This window comes from Leptospira idonii, from assembly GCF_004770995.1.
Taxonomy (GTDB): domain Bacteria; phylum Spirochaetota; class Leptospiria; order Leptospirales; family Leptospiraceae; genus Leptospira_A; species Leptospira_A idonii.
Genome location: NZ_RQHW01000028.1, coordinates 63,602 through 84,958, shown reverse-complemented (window position 1 = coordinate 84,958; position 21,357 = coordinate 63,602). Strand labels below are relative to the sequence as shown.

At 41.4% G+C, this 21,357-nt stretch carries 21 protein-coding genes; 7 read left to right on the top strand and 14 right to left on the bottom strand.

What is annotated here, in order from left to right; genetic code table 11:
• The first annotated feature begins 40 nt into the window (after positions 1-40).
• Complete coding sequence (locus EHS15_RS07440; RefSeq protein ID WP_246051937.1) at positions 41-1,018, top strand: ATP-binding protein; 978 nt, start codon at positions 41-43, stop codon at positions 1,016-1,018.
• Between the two features lie 21 nt (positions 1,019-1,039).
• Here the strand turns inward: EHS15_RS07440 and EHS15_RS07435 are convergent, their stop codons facing one another.
• The 5 genes from EHS15_RS07435 to EHS15_RS07415 form a co-directional block, all read right to left on the bottom strand.
• Positions 1,040-1,573: an adenine phosphoribosyltransferase gene (locus EHS15_RS07435; RefSeq protein WP_135759928.1), complete on the bottom strand. Its 534-nt coding sequence runs from the start codon at positions 1,571-1,573 to the stop codon at positions 1,040-1,042.
• Between the two features lie 91 nt (positions 1,574-1,664).
• Positions 1,665-2,582, bottom strand: coding sequence for a protease HtpX (gene htpX / locus EHS15_RS07430; protein WP_135759927.1), 918 nt, complete (start codon positions 2,580-2,582; stop codon positions 1,665-1,667).
• A gap of 97 nt (positions 2,583-2,679) precedes the next feature.
• The gene (locus EHS15_RS07425) at positions 2,680-4,293 is read right to left on the bottom strand and encodes an NCS2 family permease (protein ID WP_135759926.1); all 1,614 of its coding nucleotides are present in this window, start codon (positions 4,291-4,293) and stop codon (positions 2,680-2,682) included.
• Positions 4,290-4,766, bottom strand: coding sequence for a ClpXP protease specificity-enhancing factor SspB (locus EHS15_RS07420; protein ID WP_135759925.1), 477 nt, complete (start codon positions 4,764-4,766; stop codon positions 4,290-4,292). Before EHS15_RS07420 ends, EHS15_RS07425 begins: the two co-directional genes overlap by 4 nt.
• Positions 4,763-6,643, bottom strand: a complete 1,881-nt coding sequence (locus EHS15_RS07415) for a polysaccharide biosynthesis protein (protein ID WP_210416318.1) — start codon at positions 6,641-6,643, stop codon at positions 4,763-4,765. The genes EHS15_RS07420 and EHS15_RS07415 overlap by 4 nt, the downstream gene beginning before the upstream one ends.
• A gap of 82 nt (positions 6,644-6,725) precedes the next feature.
• Here EHS15_RS07415 and EHS15_RS07410 point away from each other — a divergent pair, with 82 nt between their 5' ends.
• Positions 6,726-7,226: an STAS domain-containing protein gene (locus EHS15_RS07410; RefSeq protein WP_135759924.1), complete on the top strand. Its 501-nt coding sequence runs from the start codon at positions 6,726-6,728 to the stop codon at positions 7,224-7,226.
• On the opposite strand, the gene hrpB is transcribed toward EHS15_RS07410, so the two are convergent.
• The 8 genes from hrpB to cueR all read right to left on the bottom strand — a co-directional run bounded on the left by hrpB (position 7,218) and on the right by cueR (position 15,577).
• Positions 7,218-9,737 (bottom strand): ATP-dependent helicase HrpB, encoded by a 2,520-nt coding sequence (gene hrpB / locus EHS15_RS07405; RefSeq protein WP_167884183.1) that lies wholly within the window; start codon positions 9,735-9,737, stop codon positions 7,218-7,220. The two genes, EHS15_RS07410 and hrpB, sit on opposite strands and share 9 nt — an antisense overlap.
• 321 nt (positions 9,738-10,058) lie before the next feature.
• On the bottom strand, positions 10,059-10,199 hold the full coding sequence (locus tag EHS15_RS19090; RefSeq protein WP_167884182.1) for a hypothetical protein: 141 nt from the start codon (positions 10,197-10,199) through the stop codon (positions 10,059-10,061).
• Between the two features lie 209 nt (positions 10,200-10,408).
• Positions 10,409-11,254, bottom strand: a complete 846-nt coding sequence (locus tag EHS15_RS07400; RefSeq protein ID WP_135759922.1) for a PIG-L family deacetylase — start codon at positions 11,252-11,254, stop codon at positions 10,409-10,411.
• An 81-nt stretch (positions 11,255-11,335) separates the two neighbouring features.
• Positions 11,336-11,896, bottom strand: a complete 561-nt coding sequence (locus EHS15_RS07395; RefSeq protein WP_135759921.1) for a methyl-accepting chemotaxis protein — start codon at positions 11,894-11,896, stop codon at positions 11,336-11,338.
• Between the two features lie 77 nt (positions 11,897-11,973).
• Positions 11,974-13,032 (bottom strand): FecR family protein, encoded by a 1,059-nt coding sequence (locus EHS15_RS07390; protein WP_135759920.1) that lies wholly within the window; start codon positions 13,030-13,032, stop codon positions 11,974-11,976.
• 3 nt (positions 13,033-13,035) lie between these two features.
• On the bottom strand, positions 13,036-13,533 hold the full coding sequence (locus tag EHS15_RS07385; RefSeq protein ID WP_135759919.1) for an RNA polymerase sigma factor: 498 nt from the start codon (positions 13,531-13,533) through the stop codon (positions 13,036-13,038).
• 121 nt (positions 13,534-13,654) lie between these two features.
• Complete coding sequence (gene sthA / locus EHS15_RS07380; protein WP_135759918.1) at positions 13,655-15,058, bottom strand: Si-specific NAD(P)(+) transhydrogenase; 1,404 nt, start codon at positions 15,056-15,058, stop codon at positions 13,655-13,657.
• Positions 15,059-15,187: 129 nt separating this feature from the next.
• A complete protein-coding gene (gene cueR / locus EHS15_RS07375) occupies positions 15,188-15,577 on the bottom strand; it encodes a Cu(I)-responsive transcriptional regulator (RefSeq protein WP_135759917.1) in 390 nt (129 codons plus the stop codon).
• Between the two features lie 112 nt (positions 15,578-15,689).
• Here cueR and EHS15_RS07370 point away from each other — a divergent pair, with 112 nt between their 5' ends.
• The 5 genes from EHS15_RS07370 to EHS15_RS07350 all read left to right on the top strand — a co-directional run bounded on the left by EHS15_RS07370 (position 15,690) and on the right by EHS15_RS07350 (position 20,513).
• On the top strand, positions 15,690-16,781 hold the full coding sequence (locus EHS15_RS07370; RefSeq protein WP_135759916.1) for a saccharopine dehydrogenase family protein: 1,092 nt from the start codon (positions 15,690-15,692) through the stop codon (positions 16,779-16,781).
• Positions 16,782-16,793: 12 nt separating this feature from the next.
• Positions 16,794-16,991 carry a heavy-metal-associated domain-containing protein gene (locus EHS15_RS07365; RefSeq protein WP_135759915.1) on the top strand — a complete coding sequence of 66 codons (198 nt, stop codon included), beginning with the start codon at positions 16,794-16,796 and terminating at the stop codon, positions 16,989-16,991.
• Positions 16,992-17,013: 22 nt separating this feature from the next.
• Complete coding sequence (locus EHS15_RS07360; RefSeq protein WP_135759914.1) at positions 17,014-19,257, top strand: heavy metal translocating P-type ATPase; 2,244 nt, start codon at positions 17,014-17,016, stop codon at positions 19,255-19,257.
• Positions 19,258-19,384: 127 nt separating this feature from the next.
• A complete protein-coding gene (locus EHS15_RS07355) occupies positions 19,385-20,020 on the top strand; it encodes a peroxiredoxin (RefSeq protein WP_135759913.1) in 636 nt (211 codons plus the stop codon).
• 76 nt (positions 20,021-20,096) lie between these two features.
• Positions 20,097-20,513 carry an OsmC family protein gene (locus EHS15_RS07350; RefSeq protein WP_135759912.1) on the top strand — a complete coding sequence of 139 codons (417 nt, stop codon included), beginning with the start codon at positions 20,097-20,099 and terminating at the stop codon, positions 20,511-20,513.
• Between the two features lie 6 nt (positions 20,514-20,519).
• On the opposite strand, the gene EHS15_RS07345 is transcribed toward EHS15_RS07350, so the two are convergent.
• Positions 20,520-21,290, bottom strand: a complete 771-nt coding sequence (locus EHS15_RS07345) for a DUF547 domain-containing protein (protein WP_135759911.1) — start codon at positions 21,288-21,290, stop codon at positions 20,520-20,522.
• Between the last annotated feature and the right edge of the window lie 67 nt (positions 21,291-21,357).

Sequence of the window (21,357 nt, the reverse complement as noted above, 5' to 3'; positions counted from 1 at the left end):
CCTGGCAGGGTTCTTTTTTCTAGGGAATCTCGGCTTTCTCGTGGATTCTACTTTTTTTCATTTCCATTCTCTGGAAAACCCTCACACAGTACCAACCTTTCTTGTATTCTTCACCTATTCTTTGCTTTTTTTCGGACTTCAATTCCCCACTTATTTCAGAAATTATCCCCTATTGTCCATTTTTGTAGCGGTTGTTTTCGGGGCCGGTTCGATGCTTCTTCTCATCGACTGGGGTCTTTCCAACGAAATGAATCCTCTTGCGAGTAAAATTCTTTTGGAATATTTTTATCCCGTCTTTTATACTGTTTCGTTCATCATTTTAATTTCAGTAATCTCCATCAAACTCAAGTTTAGTTTTCCCGCCATCCAAGATTTTATGTACAGTGTTTACGGATGCATCCTGCTAACATTGTTTATATCTATCTTCTTATTTCAGTCGGACACATGGGTTCCCAACTTCAAACGTTATTATCTGCATTTTCTAGTATTCAGTGATTTGTATTTCCTGCTTTGTTTTTTCGCTTTTCTGATTCATTTTTCTTTTGCAAGTGAATATCTGACACATCCATTTTCCTATATCTTCGAATCGAGTCAGAAAATTTTCGAATCGAGTAATGTCGCCACCATGCAGGGTTCGAGAGAGTTGAAGGAAAAACTTTGGAAGTTGTACGACCAGAGGGATTGGAAACAACTTATGGATTCGTTTTGGTTTCAAATCTTAGTGGATGAAACCTTAGACAATGCGCTGGAGCACGGAGGGAAAAGAGGCGATGATACCATCACGGTACATGTGTTCGAATCTTCCCGTTATATAGATGTTTATGTGATCGATAGAGGGAAAGGTTTTAATCCTAGAGCAGTTCCTAGTCCCTTAGAGATGGATCGCAAACTCATTCCTACTGGAAGAGGAATTCACATCTTAAAGAAACTATTTACGGTTCGTTGGAATTTTTTGGGAAATGAAGTGAGTATCCGAGTGGATAAGACGAAAGGGGAAAACTGGAAAAGTTTCCCCTAACTTTGTCTTAGTGAGTGAATCTTAATGGCCTTCGAATTGGCAAATGGAGTAAACATTCACTCCGAATTGTTCTTTGATTCTTTTGGCTCCGCCTAGATCCGGTAAGTCGATGATTGTTGCGCATTCATGAACCACCCCTTTCAAACTTTGCACCAGTTTGATGGAAGCTTCCAAAGTCCCTCCGGTCGCCACTAAATCGTCCATAATCAAAACCTTTTCTCCTGGAGCGATCGCATCTACGTGGATCTCCACATGGTCGACTCCGTATTCCAAAGAGTAAGATTGAGAGATTGTAGTGCCTGGAAGTTTTCCTTTTTTACGGATGGGAACGAATCCAACTCCCAATTGAAAAGCAAGTGCGGCTCCTGTGATGAACCCTCTCGCATCAATTGCTGCGATTTTTTGAATGTTTTCTTTTTGGTATCTTTCTACGAACATTCCAATGGTAAGTCGAAAGCCTTCCGGATCGATAAGAAGGGAAGTGATGTCTCTGAAGAGAATGCCTGGTTTCGGGTAATCGGGAATGGTTCGGATCTTGGATTTTACAATCGACATAAGAGAATGGAATCTGATTTCGCTGGGATATGACAAGCAAAAAGGCCGGAAGAATCCGGCCTTTTCATTCAGGAATCTGGAAATTTGAGGTTTATCTTGCCGCTTTTAGGGCTGCAATTCGTTCTTCCAGAGGAGGGTGGGTTGCAAATAAAGAGAAGAATCCTCCTTTATGAGAGGAGATTTTGAAGGAAGCGATCGCCGCTCCTCTTTCATCTTCAGGTTGTCCCGACAAACCTCGCAAACTCTCCAAAGCACGAATCATGGATTCTCTTCCTGCAAGTTTTGCACTTCCTGCATCCGCACGGAACTCTCTTTGTCTTGAGAAATAAGCGACAACGATTGATCCCAAGATAGAGAACACAATGTCCAGAACGATGGTCACGACGAACTGTACGATGGCAGCCGTCCCATGATTGCCTTCTCTATCATCACTTCCTCCGCGCACCGCATTGGCGGCCAACATGGCAATGATACGAGCAATAAACATTGTGAAGGCGTTGATCACACCTTGAATGAGAGTCAATGTCACCATATCTCCGTTGGCAATATGAGATAGTTCGTGAGCTAACACTCCTTCCAATTCCTGAGAGTTCATTCTGTTCAAAAGGCCGCTGGAAACCGCTACTAGAGCGCTCGATTTGCTAGGTCCTGTTGCGAATGCGTTTACTTCTTCTGAATGATAAATCCCTACTTCTGGCATCGGTAAGTGGGCTCTTTGTGCAAGAGATTCAACTTTACGATATACTTCCATTTCCGCTGCGGAAGCTTTTTTAGGATCGATGATTTGTACACCCATCATCCATTTTGCCATGAACTTGGATAAGAATAGGGAAATAAGAGACCCTAACATACCCCATGTAAAACAGAAGATCAGAAGTCTACCTAAGTCTAATCCGAATGCATGTAAGCTGAATCCAAAGTAACCGGCAATGTTCGTTACTATGGAAAAGGTGGCCATCACCAATATATTTGTGAGTAGGAAAAAACCGATACGTTTGATCCAAGTCATAGAAACTACGTTCTCCTTGAGAAACCGGGTTTTATCGATTTCTCTTTTCTATTTAGACCTGTTACGGTGCCTATTTTCTTAAATATTACAACCCTTTTTAAGAAGGATTGGCCCGGTTCTGCGGTTTCTGCAGAAAATGAGTGAGAAAAAACAATGCTGCTAAACTTGCATAAGCGACAGGGAAGTGCCAAGAGGCGATGGAAGTGAATTGATTTAAAATCGCATTGCCTGCCAATTCATACGCATGAATCCATCCGAATAAAGAAAGAGCCGCACCGATAAGCGCCCAAATTCCCGCCTTTGCAAACTCTCGATCCAATAGAAAAACCACCATAGAAGCCCAAACCATGGAAGAGAGTAAAAATCCTTGGGAAAGAGAGAGAATCCCTCCCAGTGCATAGGGCAAAAAAGGAAGATGAGGAGAAAGATCGGAAAGATAAAAATGGAACGATTTTGCGGCACCTAATTCTTGTAAGATACCTTGCAGTTTTCCGTCCAGAAACATAAATACGTTTTGGATGATGAGCACCGCCCAGCCTGCAAAAGCAGGAAGAAGCCCGATGACAACAGCAGGAGAGTGATGTTTCGGTGTCGTTTGGAAGGCCTGCGCCGCAATGATGATACCGATCCAAAGTACGATCGCCATTCCCGCTTCAATCGGAATCAAAGCCTGTAAAATTCCCATCAGTCCGAACAAACTGATGAATGTGATAAAAATTCCGTTTAACACAGAATATCCGTGTTTGGCCCCCAGTCCTTTCCATCCAGGATGACCGATATAGATCGTAGTAGGGAAAGGGGATCCGAATAAACACCCTGCCAAGGTTCCCAGTCCGTTGACAAGAAGGGAGGATTTCGTATCGAAACTGTCTCCGGAAGCTTCCGCAGATTCTATATTTTGTAGGGAACCGATCACATTGAAGACTCCCATAGGTAGGATGACTGCGAAATATGCTTTTATATTGGTGAGAGTTAAAACATCGATAAGATCACCTAATGCTAGATAGGGAAGATAAAAACCGATCGTGGAAACTCCTCTTTCCAAACCCCCTTCCTGGTAAATGGGACTTCCCAAAAGACCGGATAAATAAGATAAACCGATTCCTAAAAGAATGGAAACGAGTCCTCCTGGAATTCCGAAAGGGAATTTTACCTTTCCGAAATACTGTAAAAGAATGATTCCTAAAGGAAGAAAAGCAACTAATGGATGTTCAAAGGTTTTCAATAGAAAATCCATGGAGATGAAAGTGACAGCGATTCCCGCAAGTGCGGAAAGAAGTGCCGCTCTAGGAGTGGACTTTCTGATTTTTTCGGCAAAAAAAGAACCTAAAACTTCGATCAAACCGGATGCGAAAGAAGCAAGTAGACCGGCTTTCCAAGCGGATTTATAATCTCCGGTGGATTGGTACACCGGCAGCATAATGAAAAACAAAAAAGCGAATAGGGAAACAGTATTGATTCCGTAAGGAAGAGCCGTAACATCTGTTCGTTGGAATCGAATTCCTAATTTATAAGCCTGCCAGGAGTAAAATAAATTTCCTACCAAAAGGGAAATGGCAGCTCCGGGAAGCACTACGGAAGTGATGAAATCGAGAGGGAAGCCGCATAAACCGATGCATAAACCTGTAAGAACAAGAAGCTGAATGAGATTGTCCACCATTAGCCCGAAAAAGCCGTCAATATCTCCGCGAGTGACTGAAAAATAGTTCATTCTTGTTTTTTACCTCCGAAATCGACCCGTATTACATTTCCTTCTTCAGAATAATCTAATTTAGAATGTTCTTGTTTTTCCTTAGGTTTCGCAGGATCTTTGCCCGCTGCCACATCAAGTCCCGAATCCAATTGTAAAAATCTCAATTGGGAAGCGGAGTTTTGGTATTTATCGTAGATGCGAAACACCGCATCCCAAGGAATGATGGTAGGTTCCCAAGCGGAACCGAATTGAAGTTCGGCGAATAGGTAATCGGGCTGGCTGTCTAAAACCTTTACAGCTTTGTCTCCGAATACCAAAACGATTCCAGATTCTTTTTCCGCATTGATGAGACCTCTTTTTCCGATTTCCAATTTGGGATGAGGCATCACATGGATATAAAACACCCCGAATTTTTCCCAATATAAATTGAAAAGATCCCTTTTAAATTCTCTCAGTGTGGTAATTTCTTCCGGGCTTAAAGACTGACTCATAAATTCCTTTTTCCTGCATTGGTTTCCCATTCCAAATATTCGTCGTGAATTTTGTATTCGGGAATGATCTCTTTGATGGCAGGGAATATTTCTCTATTTTTATTCGCTTTCGCTAATGAGAACAACTTATTGATTTTGTTTTGGAAAAGAAGCAAATTATAATTTTCCAAAGGAGCTGCGATTCTGATTTTAGGATGATGGGTTTTTTTGATCCCTTCTTCGTTTAATAGAAGTTCTTCGAAGAGTTTTTCTCCGGGACGAAGACCTGAAAATTCGATTTTAATATCTTTGTGAGGAGTGTATCCCGACAGCCGGATCATTTCTTCCGCCAAAGAGAGAATTTTCACAGGTTCTCCCATATCCAAAATAAAAATTTCTCCGTGTTCTCCCATAGAGGCAGCTTGCAACACCAACTGGGTCGCTTCAGGGATGGTCATAAAGTAACGAATGACTTCGGGATGGGTTACAGTAATCGGACCGCCTCTTTTGATTTGTTCCCTGAATCTGGGAATGACGGATCCGTTCGATCCTAAAACGTTTCCGAACCGAACCGTAATGAATTTGGTTCTTGAATTTTGAGAGATATGTTGTAAATAAATTTCAGCGGCTCTTTTGGTAGCCCCCATTACGTTCACTGGATTCACCGCTTTGTCCGTGGAAATGAGTACAAAACGTTCTACTCCGATCAATCGACAAACGTCTGCTACGTTTTTTGTTCCCATTACGTTATTGAGGATGGCCTCGGAAGGATTGATCTCCATCATAGGAACATGTTTGTATGCTGCGGAGTGGAAGACTACGGAAGGTCTGTGTTCTTCGAACACTGCGGAAATGCGGGATAGATTTTTTACGTCCGCAATGACAGGTTTGAATTCTATGCCTAGATTGGAAAAATTTTTCCTAAGTTCGTAATCGATTTCATAGAGAGGAGTTTCTGCGGCATCCAAAAGAGTTAAACTTTTGGGACGAAAGAGCGCCACTTGTCTGCAAATTTCGGATCCGATAGATCCGCCTGCACCTGTGACTAAAATATCTTTTCCTTCCAAGTAGGATCGAATGGATTCTATTTCCAAATCCACAGTGGGTCTTCCCAATAAATCCTCTACCTGCACTTCTCTCAATTGGGTGATTTTCGGTTTTTCCAAAAGATATTCCCCGAAGGAAGGAAGAATCTTGAATTCGATCCCCGCAGTTTCACAGACTTTCATCAGTTTGCTCACCACACGCCCGTCAGGCTGGGAAGCGGTCATAATGACTTTTTTCACACCGTATTTGTATATGATTTCTTCCGCTTCCGTAGATACGGCAAGGATAGGAATCCCTTGGATGTATCCTCCTACTTTGGAATCGTTGTCATCCAAAAAGCCGATCGGATTTAAATCCAATTCATTGTGCCTTCTGATTTCTGAAAGAAAGGTAGCACCTAACTTCCCTGCACCGACCAGCAGGATAGGGGTTCCGTCTTTGGTTCTGGATTGAAAGATTTGGTCCCGGATCATTCTCCAGCTTAAACTTCTCAAACAAAGAAAACCTAACAAAATTAAGGTGTCCAAAATAGGAACCATACGGGACAACTGAGAGAAACGATTGTAGAATAAAATGGCTATGGTAGCGACTAAGGAAGAAAGAAGGGTCGCTTTGATGATTTCCAAAAGATCATGTAAGGAAGCGTAAGACCAAAGAGAGCGGTAGATTCCAGAATAATAGAAAACGACTGTTCTACTGAGCACAACGATAGCGGTGCAAGTCCAGAATTCCTCCCGATTGTCTAAAAATCGAAAGTCTTCAAAACGTACCACATGTGCTAGAAAATAGGACAGCACCATAAAGCTGATGTCTACAGGAAAAACCCAGTAACGTTTCGGGATAAAATTCATACCTAAGAAATAATGTAATTTCTGCAAAATTCCTTGTAAATACAGAATCTCTACCGAAGATCAGAAAAGAGGAAAAAGCTCATTGAAGTCTCTTTTGATTCGTCTTTCAGGTCATCTTTCTGCGGAAATGGGTTCCGATTTATACTTAAACATCAAAGAGACCAGTTCCGAACCTAGTTTATTCTGTTTGGATTTTTCCGAGCTTGCTTCCATTGATGAAGTAGGGGTAGAATACCTCAAAAAAATCTCCAACCGTGCCAAAGCCACAGGTTCTAAAGTGGCTCTTTCCGGAATTTCACCCGAATGGAAACAAATTTTAGAAAGCCACCAAATGGCAGACACCTTTTCTCTTTTTTCCGATATTTTGGAAGCCAAACTGGCCTTGGAAACTCATCTTAGCACGGAAAATCCTGCCAATGAAATGAGAGATGTTTCCATCGAAGGGGAAAAAAGGATCGGATGTCCGGAATGCGGACAGACTCTTCGTTGGCAAAGCAAAGGAGACCACTCTTGCCCAAGCTGCCAAGCTAAGTTCGCAGTCAATTACAAGGGATGGATCTCCACATACGAACGATTACTTTAATTGTTGTTTTTTGGTTCCCTTACTTGCCACAGCTTCCCAAGGGGAGTCCGGCCAAGGATGTTTCGGATATCTTCCTTTCAGTTCCTTTTTGACTTCATGGTACGTACTGTCCCAAAAATTCTTTAAATCCTTAGTTACCTGCACGGGGCGTTTGGCAGGAGATAATAAATGTAATGTGATTGCCACGTTTTTTCCTGCAATCTTAGGAACCTCTTTCATCCCGAAAACTTCCTGAAGTTTCACTGCCAAAACAGGACCCGAATCTTCGTACGAAATCGGAATGGAAGATCCACTGGGTACAATGAGTAAGGAAGGAGCTTCTTTGTTTAAGATCTCTCTTTCCGAATGGTTGAGACGGGAAAGCAGCGCTTCTTTGAAATCGATTCCGAAAAGATCCAATTTCCCTGAGTTAAAGGAATAAAATGGAAGAAGCCATTCTTTCAAACCGGCAATCAAAACATCTTCTTCCAAAGAAGGGAGAGCAAAACCGTTTTGAATCAAAAGCTCCATTCGATGCACCAGTTGTTTCAAAGAATCGTTCTCTTTCAGATAACGCGAAATTCCGTAAGATTTCCAAAAATTTAAAATCGCATTTTCTTTTTCCGAATCGGAAGGGGAAGAGATTCTATTTTTTTGAATGGAAATTTCTCCCCAAGTTTCCTCTTCGAAGTATTGCAGAACCTTTTGATTTTTTTCTTTTTCTTCTAAAACAGCTACGGTTCGTTTGGTTCTTTTTTCGGAATGAAGCATTAGAAGTTCTTTTTCCGATACGGCAAGATAAGAGTAAATCTTCGCATCTACAGGATGTCCGTCCGAATCCAATATTACAATGTATTCGGGATAATCGTTTAGGACTCCTTCTTTTAAGAACCCTCCTTTGCCGTTGAACAATTTGTATCTGCCTGATCCGCTGATTCTTTGTTTGGCGATTCTATCGGGATAAGCGAGAGAAAGAACGCCTGCAATCCCGATCTTAAAACCGGACAATTTGTTCGATAGATCGAAAATGGAAGGTATATCTTTGAGGAGTAAATCCAATTGTCGGGAAGACTGCTCCATTTTGGAAACTAAGGAAGAGGGGAGGCTTCTTTTTTCTTTCCATTTCTCCCATCTCAATAAAAAATCGGGGTTTTCTGAACCGGATCCGAGTATGTCTTTTTCGGAAATCAAAGTAGCAAGTTCGGAGACGGAAAATTCAGAATTTGTTCCTTTCATAAGAAGGCACATTCCCGCCAAACGAACATGCAATGGCAGTTTCAGTGCATATTTTCCCAGTTCGGTGATTTTATTTTTTTCATCTAGTAATCCCAAGAGAGTCAGAAGTTTTTCCGTCTCTTTGATTGCACCTAAAGAAGGTTTGCTGACTAAGGGAAGGTCGTAGATTTCTTCTCCCCATTGTTTGGACATAAGAACCGCTTTGGAAATGTCTCCTTCCAGGATTTCGGGAGGGTGGGAAGTGATGAAATTTTTTTCCTCCTCTTCAGACCACATCCGAATGGAAATTCCTGGCGCTTCTCTCCCTGCCCTTCCTGACCTTTGTTTGGCGGATGCAAGGCTGATCCTTTTTCTTTCCAAGCGAGTCAGTCCCGATCCTGGATCGAACACGGCTCTTTTACAAAATCCTGAATCTACCACGACTCTGACATTCGGAATGGTTACCGAAGATTCTGCGATATTTGTGGAGAGTATGATTCTTCTTTCCGGAGAGCGAATGAAAATCTCTTTCTGCGTTTCGAAATTCATTTCTCCGTACAATTTGAGAACTTTGATTTCTTTAGAGAGTTTACTTCTTTCTCCGAACAATAGGTTTTCCGCTTCCAAAATCTCTCCCACGCCGGAGAGAAATACAAGGATGTTGCCTTCCGTTTGGTCGGCCACTTTGGGAAGAATGTCCGCCAATCTTTCACTGAGCCTTTTGGAAGAATCTCCCAGATAACGTATGTCCACTGGAAACATCTTTCCTTCAGACTTTACTTGGGAATGTTCCTGATTTTGGGTTGGGAGGGAAAATCCGTCCAAGGTTGCGGACATGATCATCAATTTCAAGTCCTGTCGAAATAATTCCTGAGTTCTTCTGCAGAGTGCGAAACAAAAATCAGAATCCAAATTTCGTTCGTGAAATTCATCGAACAAAACCAAACCGTAATCTTTCAACTCAGGATCATCTAATAACATTTTGGAAAAAATCCCGTCCGTGATGACTTCGATACGAGTATTTTTGCTGATTTTTGTTTCGAAACGAATTCGGTATCCAACCTTTTGGCCGACTTCTTCGCCGAGAGAACCGCTCATACGTAAGGCAGCGTTTCTTGCAGCCATCCGCCTCGGTTCTAAAATGAGTATTTTCTTTTCTCCCAATAATTCAGTGTTTAGAATTTCCAAAGGCAACACGGTGGTTTTTCCGGACCCGGGAGGAGCTTCCAGAATGGTAAGAGAATGATTTTGAAGAGAGGATAAAATTTCAGGAAGAGACGAATGGATCGGATAGTTTTCTTTTACGAAAGAACTCACAAAGGAAATATTCTTAAATCATTTGTATTTCACTACAAATAAATCAGGTCTTATCTGTGAATCTTGCAATGTGCCTACAAGGATGCAATGGGGCTATGGTTTCGAATACTTTTCCTTTTGAAGCTTTATTTTGATTTCAGATACTATCTATTATGAGGCAATATGCTACTTCCCATAATTCACATTATGTCGCATTGCGAATTTATCGTTTTGTATGGCAAGTCACATAGGTAACACTACATTCCATTCCACTATTTGAGGTTCCGTCCGCTTATGGCGGGACTTTATCTACCTCTTATGAAGAAGCAATTTTATATGCGATCATTTGCAATAAATTAAATCTAGGATTTGCTGTTCTGTTAATCCTAAATCATTGATTAAGTGAGCTTCGAAAACAATTTCTAGTTCTGTAATTACACCTTGACTAATATCATCTACGATAAAAAGGGCAAATTGATCCATCACTCCAGAAGGAATAGAGATTGGGAGTGATTACGGATTTGGCGAACAGGAATTTTGAACCGTATAAACGGGATTTTTGCCCATTGCATTGAGATCCGCCTGGTTTATAATTTTAGAACTGTAATAGAAGAAGGAGATTTTGGGTACGATGCAGCCCAAGCAGTAAGGATTTATTTAAATATTTTAAAATTTATTTCAAAACGAAACATTTATTGTTTTTCCAAATCCACAACGTAATAGAACTCTTTGTCCCATATCATATAGAGGATTCTTGCGGGAATTCCATACGCTTCCCGAACATAGTCTCCTTGAGATGCATGGATTTCCCAACCTTTCAGTTTGGAGTCCGTTTCGCTTCCTAAAGAATGAGTTGGATCCGGCTGGTTTTCAGCAACGAACTTTCCGATTTCTCCGCCTAACGTAAGAAATGCTTTTCTGGGGGTAATCACATAAGCGATGTATCTGGGCCCCGGATAACTTCTGTTTTTGGAATTAAATTTCCATTCTTTTGCGACTTCAGTGGCAACAAGTCCCATTCTTCTGTGGTCTTTGTGCCCTGTAGCACCGCTTTCCGGCCAGAAAGTAACTAGAATTTCCGGACGATAGGCTTCGAAGGAAGCCTTCACTTTTTCTTTCAGTTCTTGGATAGGAACTTCCGGAACACCGCTGTCCGGATAGTCCCAAACTTCCTGCTCATCGATTCCCATCGCAAAACCATTTTTAAGCGCTTCCGCTTTGCGGATGATTCCTAATTCCTTTTGTCTGGCGACTACCGGAACCTGCTCTCCCGCTTCTCCTTTCGTTGCGGTCACTAAGGCAGTGAATGTGTTCGGATCGGATTTTTTGGCCCGTACGAAAACACTGTTTACCAATTGTTCGTCGTCCGGATGAGCAAATACTCCTAAAATTCTTCGAGAAGATAGAGATTCGTTCAAAGAGAACACTTCCGATGCGCTCTGTTCTTGAAACAGAGAACGAAGCCAGAAAAAACCGACTGCAAGTCCGCCGATAAGAAGAATAGAAAAGACGATCAAAAATCTTTTTAAGAGTTTCATAAATTTAGAATTTTCAGAGATAATGATGCCTTGCACGAAGAAGATGTGCAAGGCTTTAAAAAGGAGGGTTTTTAAAAAAAGTTATTTTTTGTCGTTCGCTTCTTTTCCCACCAAAGCCATTCTTTTTTGAATCACTTCATTGAGAACTTCCACCAATTCCTGAAATTCATCGTCTTTGCGGATGCGGATTTTTTCGATCGGATCTCCGGAAGCAAGCCTTTGAAGAGAACGTTTGATGCTGTATATAGGTCCCGCCATTTTATGGGATTTAAAGATGGAAAAGATAGTGATGAGAGCTAAATAAAGGACGGATAAAGTAACGACCGCATCGAATTGAATCGTATACATATTCAACTGATGATCGTAATTCGGCAGATAAATTTCTCTAGGAACAAATTTGAATTTTTCTTCTTCCGTAGTGGCTTCGTCGTTTTCTACTTTCCAATAGACTGTTTGTGCATCTTGGCGCAGACGGAAAACGGCACCTCCGTCAAACTTCGATTTATTGAGCCAATACAGAAATCCCAGAGTCACCACCACGCCGGAGATGAAAAGAAGTGAATAATGCAGTAAAAATTTAAATTGGAACTCTTTATCGATAATGTATCGAAACCGAAATGCTTTTTTATAGTCGTTCGACATGTATGGAGCGTTCTCCTGGAATTTCTCTTCAGGAAAGACTGTCATACAAGACAGAAATGTCAAAAAACTTCTTATTTTTATCTAATTTTTTCTGTTTCTAATACTTCAGAGATAGGAATTTCGATGATTCCCTCTTCCGCCGTTTGTAATTGAATATGAGAATCGGTTTGTCCTAAGATGACTCCTCTTAATTCCTTTCCATTCTCTAATCGAACCAGCTCCAATCGGGAAAATTCTTGATAAAGAAGGTTCTCCAAATTGCGAGTGATTTGTATTTGCATTGATTCTAATTCTTTAAATGTCTTTTTCTCCAAAGGAAGAATTTGGGGATTTCCCTCTATTTTCGTTTGAGGAACTGTCAATTGATGATCTGCATTTATTATGGATGTTTCTGCCGCAGTTTCCATTCTTTTGACTTCAACTTCCCCTTCTTTCACCGCAACGATACTTTGGGATCCGTCATAACTTACGCTGAAAGTGGTCCCTCTAACTGTTGTTTCAACATCGCCGGAAGCGATTTGGAAGAGGGAATCTTTTTTTAATTTGCCTATCATAGCAAGTAACTTGCCTTTGGCGACTTTCAGGATTTGTCGGGAGGAGGAATTTGATTTTTTAATTTCTCCTATCTCGATTTCGGAACCGCCTGCGATTCGAATCCATGTTTTGTTTTCAAAATCAATATCAACGCTTCCGTTGGATGCAGTCAGGATTTGATCCCCTTCTGCGATGGATTGGCCTTTTTGCAGAGGTTTTTTGTCCGTCCCACCTACTGGAAGAACGAAGTTGTTTCCCTGGACGGCAAGTACGGTTCCTTTTAAAATATCGTAAATAGGTGCGGGAAGATTTCCTTTTTTCCCCGCCACTTCTTCCCCGGAAGGCATCTCTTTTTGGGCAGGAAGAAATACGAAAAACAGAGACGCCGCCGCTAAAACTGCCGCCCCCACTGCTACAGGAATGCGATAAGGAAAAGAAATGACTTTTGGCTTTGCAGAAGGAGGAGGTACATCCTCATACTTCATTTGTTTTTTGGAAATTTCTTCCCAAGAAGGAAACGACTGTTGAAGAGTGGCTTTTGCCGGTTTGGCCAACCTTTCTTCTAAAGACCGGAGTTTTTCTGAATCAAAATTTTCGTTCATGTGTTAGTCCGGAATCAAGTTCTCTCTTTGGGCGATCGAAAGGATTTTCTCCGTTCCGCGTATCACCAAACGCGAAGCAGTCGAGACGGAAATATCCAAAATTTCCGCAATTTGAGAAAGTTGGAACCCTTCCACATTCTTCAAAAGGAGTGCAGATCGTTCGTCTTCTTTCAATTCTCCTAAAAAACCGTAAAGACGGTCTTCCAAATCTTGGTATTCCGCCTGTTTTTCCAATTTAGGATTGTGGCTGTGTAGATCTATATCTTCCGAATAAATCTCCTTGGTTGTAGAAAACTTTTTAGCATAGTTGATAGAAAGATTGCGTGCAATTGTGTACAGAACCATCACTGACTTTTCTTCCGAAAGTCCGGAGTTGCTATAATGTTTGTGAAAGCTAAGAAAACTATCTTGCATCAAATCCATTGCCGTATCCGCGTTCTGGGTGTATTTATAGAGAAAGTCATAAATCCTTTTATGACTTTTTTCATAAATTTGGCTCATAGAGATTTGATTCTCTGACACAAGGTAAGTGTGTTTCAGGAATCGATGCTCTGACAAGTAAAATCTATTTTCTTCTCTATGAATGATGACAAATTAGAAGAGAGCTTTTCTCACAAAAATGCTATTTTTCTTTATGAAGTGCATCAAATGCCGCATTTTTGTACGCTCCGATCATCGTCGGATAATTGAAAATATGTTCGGTAAAATACTCAATCGGACCTTTTAGGTTGACGATGCACTGCCCTAGAGCAATGAGTTCCGTGGCTTTGTCGGAAATAATATGCACTCCTAGCACTCTTCTGGTAGGTTTATCGTATAGAATTTTCACCATTCCGTCGGAATCTCCGCTGATTTGCGCCCGAGTGATTGTATCGAATTTGGCAATCCCCACACCGTAATCGATTCCTCTTTCTTTCAGTACTTCTTCGGAAGGACCGATGGTTGCGATTTCAGGCAGTGTGTAAATTCCGATAGGGAAATCATCGGAGTCCACAGGATGAGGAGCTCCACCAAATATATGTTTGGCTACATAAGTTCCTTGGTACATGGACACAGAGGCTAAGGAAGGAAATCCGATGACGTCTCCGCAAGCATAGATATTGGGAACATTCGTTTGGTAATTTTCATTCACCACGATTTGTTTGCGGTCATTGACAGAGATTCCCACCGTTTCTAATCCTAGATTGTCCACATTCCCCACTCTTCCTCTGGAAATTAGAACCTGATTCACTGTGATCTGTTCCCCTTTGTTGGTTGTGAGTTCGATTCCTTTCCCGTCAGGAAGCTTATTGTAGTTTTGGATGGATCTTCCCGTATAGATTAGAATTCCGGCATGTTTCATATAACCGGTCATAGCTTCCGAAATCTCTCTGTCCAAAAATCCCAAAATGCGGTCTGCGGAATCGAAAAGATGAACTTTGATTCCTATATGAGAAAAGATAGTCGCATATTCGGAACCGATGATCCCCGCTCCGATCACTGCAATGGAAGATGGCATATTTTTAATGGAAAAAAGACCGTCACTGTCGTAGATCAATCCATCTTCGAAGGGAATATTCTCGTTAGCCGGTCGTCTAGGGGAACTTCCTGTTGCGACCAAAATGTAGTCTGTTTCGTAGATTTTTTTTCTCCCACCGGAGTCAGTAACCTCTACTTTATGAGGGTCTAAAATTTTTCCCCAGCCAGTAAGAGTCGTCACCCGGTTTTGGATCATCTGTTCTCTAGTTACATCTTCTTCTTTTTCGATGACTGTAGAAGCTCTATGCATTAACTCGGATAAGGTGAGCTGGTCAATATGAGGGGTTTGAAGTCCATGCACAGTGGAAAGATTCAGATTTCGATAGAACCTGCTCGTCTCTTGCAGAGCTTTGGAAGGTATGGTTCCGTAGTGGACACACCCTCCTCCCAAATAAGGGTCTTTTTCGATGAGGGCTACTTTTTTCCCCATTTTTGTTGCCTGGATGGCACATTTTTGTGCGGCTGGACCGCCGCCGATGGCAATGATATCGAATCGATTGATGGACATAGGTGTGAGAAATCTTTGTTACTACGTTATCCCAAACAAAAGAAGGAAAGACAAGCAATTCAGTAAAATTCCCCGTTCTTTTGTTTTTGCGAAGGAAAAATGAGGGAGCTCCGATTTAAAAAAGGGAGATTATCCTTTCTCTAATTCATCCAAAATGGGACATTCCGGTCGTTTGTCTCCCTGACAGCATTTTGCCAAATGCCTGAGAGTGGATGCCATACTTTCCAATTCCTGGATTTTGGATTCCAGCCTCTTCAGATGGTTTTTTGCAAGAGACTTCACCTGTTCACTGGATCTGTTTTTGTTTCTCCAAAGGCTTATTAATTGTTTGATTTCGCCCAAAGAAAACCCCAACCCTCTTGCGCTTTTGATGAATTTCAATACGTTTGCATCCGTGTCCGTATAAACTCTGTAACCCGAATCCTTTCGGGAGGCTTTGGGAATCAAACCTATGGATTCGTAATGTCGAACCAGCCTGGCGTTGATCCCTGAAACTTTTGCGATTTCTCCGATATTCATCTTTTTCAACCTTAACATGATGAGAAGGTTATGGAAATATTTTTTTTATTCTTTCGCTTTTTTCGGAATCGGGTATTGACCTTCCAATCGTTGGAAGGTTTAGAATAGAAGTATGAAAGTACCGATCGATATGTATGCAAAAGATAAAATACTGATTTTGGGAGGGAATGGACAGGTAGGAAAAGTTGTCATTGAAAGACTGTATCCCGAATTCAAAAACCAATTGATGATTGCCAGCAGATCCTCCGGAAGTATTGAGAAAAAAGAAAGTTTTTATCCCGACTTAAAAAGAATCTCCCTAAACATAAAAAATAAGCAGGATTGGAACAAAATTCCTTCCGACACTCGCCTTGTCGTTGTTTGCCTGGACCAAAACGATACTGATTTTTTAAATTATTGTATGGAAAACCAAATCCGTTATTTGGATATTTCCGCCTCTTCTTCCTTTATCTCTCTTGCCGAAAAATATAGAACGGAAAAGAAAACTCCAGGTTCTATTGCCGTATTAGGAGTGGGGCTTGCCCCAGGTCTTACGAATTTACTTACAAAACATTTAATACGACCCTCTACCGGCAAAATCGACTCCGTAGATATTTCCGTTTTACTTGGATTAGGTGAAAATCACGGGAAAGCCGCCATCGAATGGACGATAGATAATTTGAATAAAGACTATTTCGTATTAGAAAAAGGAATTCCCAAAAAGGTTTCCAGTTTCACTGACCCGAAAAAAGCGGACTTCGGAGCAAAATTAGGAACAAAAACCGCTTACAGATTTGATTTCTGCGACCAACATATACTTCCTAAAACTTTGCGTTTGGATTCCGTTTCCACAAGATTGAGTTTTGATTCTGGATTCATCACAAATTCCATCGCAGTGCTGAAGAAATTAGGAGTTTTTTCGATTCTTAGAATCAATTGGATTCGTAATCTTTTCGTATTCCTATTCCAAAACATTCATATAGGCTCGGAAGACTACGCCTTACATGTAAAGATCAACGTCCAAAAAGAAGAAGGTACCGAAACAAAAGAAGCCATCGTTGCAGGAACCAAAGAAGGAGAAATGACAGGAAAAATCACTGCTTTGGCTGCAAAAGAAGTGTTCTTTAGAGACGATACTGGAATTTTTTATATGGAAGAGGTTTTGGATTTCGAAACAATCACAAACGATGCATCTATTCGTTTCGATTTCATCAAGATTCCTTAAGGAGATGTATATATGACTTCATACAAATTAGATGGGATGACTTGCGGACATTGTGTCCTCACAGTGCAAAAAATTTTCGCAAACGAAGGGATCTCCGCCAAAGCAGATCTCAGCTCCCAATCTGTGGAACTGGAAGTTCCGTTAGACGAGGAAAAATGGAACCGATTCCGAGATCTTCTTTCGGAAGAAGGTTACTCATTACAGAAATAGTTCAGAAACTAGGAATGGTTCTATGGAAAGTTCACATACGGATACAGCTACCTTAAATTTATTCGGAATGACTTGTGCCAATTGTGCACTGAGGATCGAAAGAGGATTAAATAAAGTTCCAGGTGTGAAGGAAGCGAGAGTGAACTTTGCGAGGGAAACTGCGTATGTAGAATACGAACCTTCCGTAGATATGAATCAACTTCTGGATCGAGTAGAATCCTTAGGATACAAAGCTACGGAACAAACTTCTTCCAATGCGGAAGAAACAACAAAGGAACACGAACGGGAAAATAGAAACTTAAAGATCCGATTTTTAATCTCTTCACTACTTTCGTTTCCACTTTTGTATGCGATGGTTTCTCACTTCCAATTTCTTTCCTTTTTACCTCTTCCCGATTTATTGATGCATCCTATTTGGCAATTCGTTTTGGCGGCACCGATCCAATTCGGAATCGGTTTCCCTTTTTACAAAGGCGCTTACAGAGCTTTGAAAAATGGAGCCGCGAACATGGACGTGCTTGTGGCCTTAGGAACCTCAGCTGCGTTTGGTTATAGTTTGGCGGTAAGCATCCGATGGTGGACGGAAACTTCCTCCGGTTCAGTGATTCATTCCTCTCATACGCACTTCCCTCCTCTTTATTACGAAACCTCTGCGGTTTTACTTACTTTTCTTTTAGGTGGGAAATGGCTGGAAACCATTGCAAAAGGAAAAAGTTCCCAATCCATCAGAGCTCTTCTTCAATTGAAACCCAATTTGGCAACAGTAAAAAGAGGAGACGATTGGGTTGAAGTTCCCAGTGAATACCTGAAACCGGGAGAAATCGTCAGAGTTCGTCCGGGAGAAAAAATTCCTACGGACGGAATCGTAACGGAAGGTTTCAGTTCTGTCGATGAATCTATGTTAACCGGAGAAAGTATCCCCGTAGACAAACAAAAAGGAAGTTCTCTTTTGGGAGGCACCGTCAACGGAAACGGAATCCTCATTATGCAGGCGGAAAAAACAGGTTCCGATACGGTATTATCCTCCATCATCCGCACTGTGGAGGAAGCGCAAAGCACGAAAGCGCCGATTCAAAAAATTGCGGACAAAGTGTCCTCTATTTTTGTGCCTACAGTCGTTGCCATTTCTTTTTTCGATTTTTTACTTTGGTATTTTATTTTAGAGCCAGGGAACACAAACTCCTCTTTGGAAAAAGCAATCGCCATTTTAGTGATTGCCTGTCCTTGTGCGTTGGGACTTGCCACTCCCGTTTCCCTTTTGGTAGGTACCGGAAAAGCGGCAGCCAAAGGAATTTTATTTAGAAATATCACAAGTTTAGAGTTAACCGCATCCTTGGATACAATCGCCTTCGACAAAACCGGAACTCTTACGGAAGGAAAACCTTTCGTTACCGAGATTAAAGTGTTAGGCGGAGAAGCGGAAACAATCCTGCAAAAGGCGGCAAGTGCAGAGTCGGGTTCGGAACATCCTTTGGCAAAAGCGATCGTGAAAGAAGCTGAATCCCAAAAATTATCACTTCTTCCTTTAAAGAATCTGCAAGCGGAACCGGGAGGGGGAATCCGCGCTCATGTAGGAGAGGAATTGATCCTCTTGGGAAATTCAGAATTTTTAAAATCAAGCGGAGCGATTCTACCGGAAGAACTCTCTCTGCTTTCCCAAACATGGGAAGAAACAAAAACCGTTGTTTGGGGAAGAATGGAAGGGGAAACCGTATCTTGGATCCTGATTGCTTTAGAAGACAGACTAAAATCCACCACAAAACAAGCGATTGATGAATTAAAATCCATGAACTTGGAAACGGTTCTGCTCACGGGTGATAAAAGCAAAACTGCAGAGAAAATAGGAAAAGAATTAGGAATCACTGAAATCTTATCCGGCCTACTCCCCGAAGATAAATTCAAAAAACTGACATCGATGCAGAATGAAGGTAAAAAAGTAGGAATGGCGGGAGACGGAATCAACGACGCTCCTGCATTAGCTCAAGCTGACGTCGGTTTTGCGATGGGAAACGGCACGGACATCGCTATGGAAACTGCGGGAGTTGTACTCGTAAAAGGAGATCTTCTCCGTTTGGCGGAAGCGATCCACATTGGAAAGGCGACAGTTCGAAACATTCGAGAAAATTTATTTTGGGCCTTTGCCTACAATATCATAGGAATTCCGGTCGCCGCCTCAGGATTTTTAGCTCCCTGGGTGGCAGGAACCGCCATGGCATTGAGTTCTGTGACAGTAGTTCTCAATGCTCTGCGGCTGCGAAAAGATTGACCATTTTGCACAATTCCTTCGGCATATATTCGTTAAGATAAACTACTTGTCCAATAAATTGAAATAATTGTTGAAATGATAATAGGGATTCTAAAAGATTGACCTAATCAACCATTGGAGAAAGAACATGGCACTACGACTTGGCGATGAAGCGCCCAATTTTCAAGCCGAAACCTCAGAAGGCAAAATCGACTTCCATCAATACCTAGGCAACGGATGGGGAATCCTTTTCTCTCACCCTAAAGATTATACTCCGGTTTGCACAACTGAACTTGGTTATGTATCCAAAATTAAGCCGGAATTCGAAAAAAGAAATGTGAAAGTGATCGCACTTTCTGTTGATCCGGTCGATTCCCATAAAGGTTGGATCTCCGATATCAACGAAACACAAAACACAACTGTCAACTATCCTATCATTGCGGATGCTGATAAAAAAGTTTCCAATCTCTATGATATGATCCACCCGAACGCAAGCGAAACAACTACAGTTCGTTCCGTTTTCGTGATCGGTCCGGATAAAAAAGTAAAATTAACTCTTACTTACCCTGCTTCTACAGGAAGAAACTTCGACGAACTTCTTAGAGTGATCGATTCTCTCCAACTTACTTCCAATTTCAGCGTGGCAACTCCTGCAAACTGGAAAGACGGAGAAGATACAATCATCGTTCCTTCCGTTTCCGATGAAGATGCAAAGAAAAAATTTCCAAAAGGTTTCCGCACAATTAAACCTTATTTGCGTTACACTCCACAACCGAATAAGTAATTTGATTCTGTGAATCGGGCGGGAAATTTCCCGCCTTTCCTTTTTTTATTCCCCTAAATTTTAAGTGCAGGCCTGAATGAAGATCAAACTCAAACGAGTCACTCCTCCTTTCGTATTGGAAACGGAAAACGAATCCGGAAATAAAATCATTATCGACGCCTCACCGGAGATAGGTGGAGCTAATTCTGGACCTAGACCTATGGAACTTTTGATTATGGGTCTTGCAGGATGCAGCAGCATCGATGTGATTATGATCCTTCAGAAACAAAAAATCGAAATTTTGGACTATTCCGTGGAAGTCGATGCGGAAAGAGAAAAGGTGGATCAGGTTTCTCTATTTAAAAACATCCATCTGAAGTTCAAAGTGAAGGGAGGTTTTGAGAAGGATCAGGTAAAAAGAGCGATCGATTTAAGCTTGGAAAAATATTGTTCCGTTGCCAAAACCCTGGAAAAAACAGCGACCATCACTTACGAGTTCGAGTTAATCGCCTAGTTTTTGTTAATTCGTTTTTAGTTCGTTCAGTTTCCAACTGTAATCGCTGTATTCGATGAGGGCATCCGGGCGGACTTTTTCAGAAAACCCTTCCTGGATAAATTCAATCAATGTGGTTTTTTTCGTGAAATCTTCTTGGAACCACTGGAAGATGGGACTTAACCTCAAAAGATTTTTCTCTTTGTCATAGGAATTTTTAGAAGGGTTTTTTAAAAAACCCAGTTTTGCGGATTGTAATTGTTGCTCCAATTTAGAAGGAATGTATGCTCCCGAAATCAAAGTAGGACAACCTATAGATGCACATACAATCGCAAAATGAATTCTAGGTTCTGAAAAATCTTTCCTTAATTTTTCGTGTTCGATCCAGTCCAATGTTCTCGTTTTTCCCAGTAAGCTGAAGAATTCTTTTTTCCAAGGATGACCCCGAAGAAGGTTCAATTTGGAAAAAGGACCACCTATATCGGTAATGCTCTTCAAAGGATAATGATCCAAAATCAACTGCACAGTGAACGCATTGTAGGCATTGATCAAAAAGGCTAATTTTTCTTCTTTTGTAAATTTAGAGTATTCTGTTTCGGAAACTTGGGAGAGAGAATCTAAATACGATTTAAGAACCGATTGGTCGGAAGAAGCAATCCCCTTGTAGGAAACAAGCCCGTTCACAACATATTTATGGGACAAACTGTCCCAGGTCTTATGAGAATGGTCGAACCCTTGCGCCAAAACGCTTCCGGTCACGAAAGAAAAAAAGACGGAAATCAATAGGGATCGTTTCATAAGAATTCAATCCCATAACATACATTCGAAAAATAAAACAGGCAAGCATTTTACCCGCCTATCTTTT

Bases quoted from the DNA above. Each gene is read 5' to 3' on its own strand.
- EHS15_RS07355 (WP_135759913.1), top strand. From the start codon at position 19,385: ATGGCACTACGACTTGGCGATGAAGCGCCCAATTTTCAAGCCGAAACC.
- EHS15_RS07415 (WP_210416318.1), bottom strand. From the start codon at position 6,643: ATGAATTTTATCCCGAAACGTTACTGGGTTTTTCCTGTAGACATCAGC.
- EHS15_RS07395 (WP_135759921.1), bottom strand. From the start codon at position 11,896: ATGTCGAACGACTATAAAAAAGCATTTCGGTTTCGATACATTATCGAT.
- cueR (WP_135759917.1), bottom strand. From the start codon at position 15,577: ATGAATATCGGAGAAATCGCAAAAGTTTCAGGGATCAACGCCAGGCTG.
- EHS15_RS19090 (WP_167884182.1), bottom strand. From the start codon at position 10,199: ATGGATCAATTTGCCCTTTTTATCGTAGATGATATTAGTCAAGGTGTA.
- EHS15_RS07390 (WP_135759920.1), bottom strand. From the start codon at position 13,032: ATGAACGAAAATTTTGATTCAGAAAAACTCCGGTCTTTAGAAGAAAGG.
- EHS15_RS07425 (WP_135759926.1), bottom strand. From the start codon at position 4,293: ATGAACTATTTTTCAGTCACTCGCGGAGATATTGACGGCTTTTTCGGG.
- EHS15_RS07345 (WP_135759911.1), bottom strand. From the start codon at position 21,290: ATGAAACGATCCCTATTGATTTCCGTCTTTTTTTCTTTCGTGACCGGA.
- EHS15_RS07400 (WP_135759922.1), bottom strand. From the start codon at position 11,254: ATGAAACTCTTAAAAAGATTTTTGATCGTCTTTTCTATTCTTCTTATC.
- EHS15_RS07435 (WP_135759928.1), bottom strand. From the start codon at position 1,573: ATGTCGATTGTAAAATCCAAGATCCGAACCATTCCCGATTACCCGAAA.
- htpX (WP_135759927.1), bottom strand. From the start codon at position 2,582: ATGACTTGGATCAAACGTATCGGTTTTTTCCTACTCACAAATATATTG.
- EHS15_RS07365 (WP_135759915.1), top strand. From the start codon at position 16,794: ATGACTTCATACAAATTAGATGGGATGACTTGCGGACATTGTGTCCTC.
- EHS15_RS07360 (WP_135759914.1), top strand. From the start codon at position 17,014: ATGGAAAGTTCACATACGGATACAGCTACCTTAAATTTATTCGGAATG.
- sthA (WP_135759918.1), bottom strand. From the start codon at position 15,058: ATGTCCATCAATCGATTCGATATCATTGCCATCGGCGGCGGTCCAGCC.
- EHS15_RS07370 (WP_135759916.1), top strand. From the start codon at position 15,690: ATGAAAGTACCGATCGATATGTATGCAAAAGATAAAATACTGATTTTG.
- EHS15_RS07350 (WP_135759912.1), top strand. From the start codon at position 20,097: ATGAAGATCAAACTCAAACGAGTCACTCCTCCTTTCGTATTGGAAACG.
- EHS15_RS07420 (WP_135759925.1), bottom strand. From the start codon at position 4,766: ATGAGTCAGTCTTTAAGCCCGGAAGAAATTACCACACTGAGAGAATTT.
- EHS15_RS07385 (WP_135759919.1), bottom strand. From the start codon at position 13,533: ATGAGCCAAATTTATGAAAAAAGTCATAAAAGGATTTATGACTTTCTC.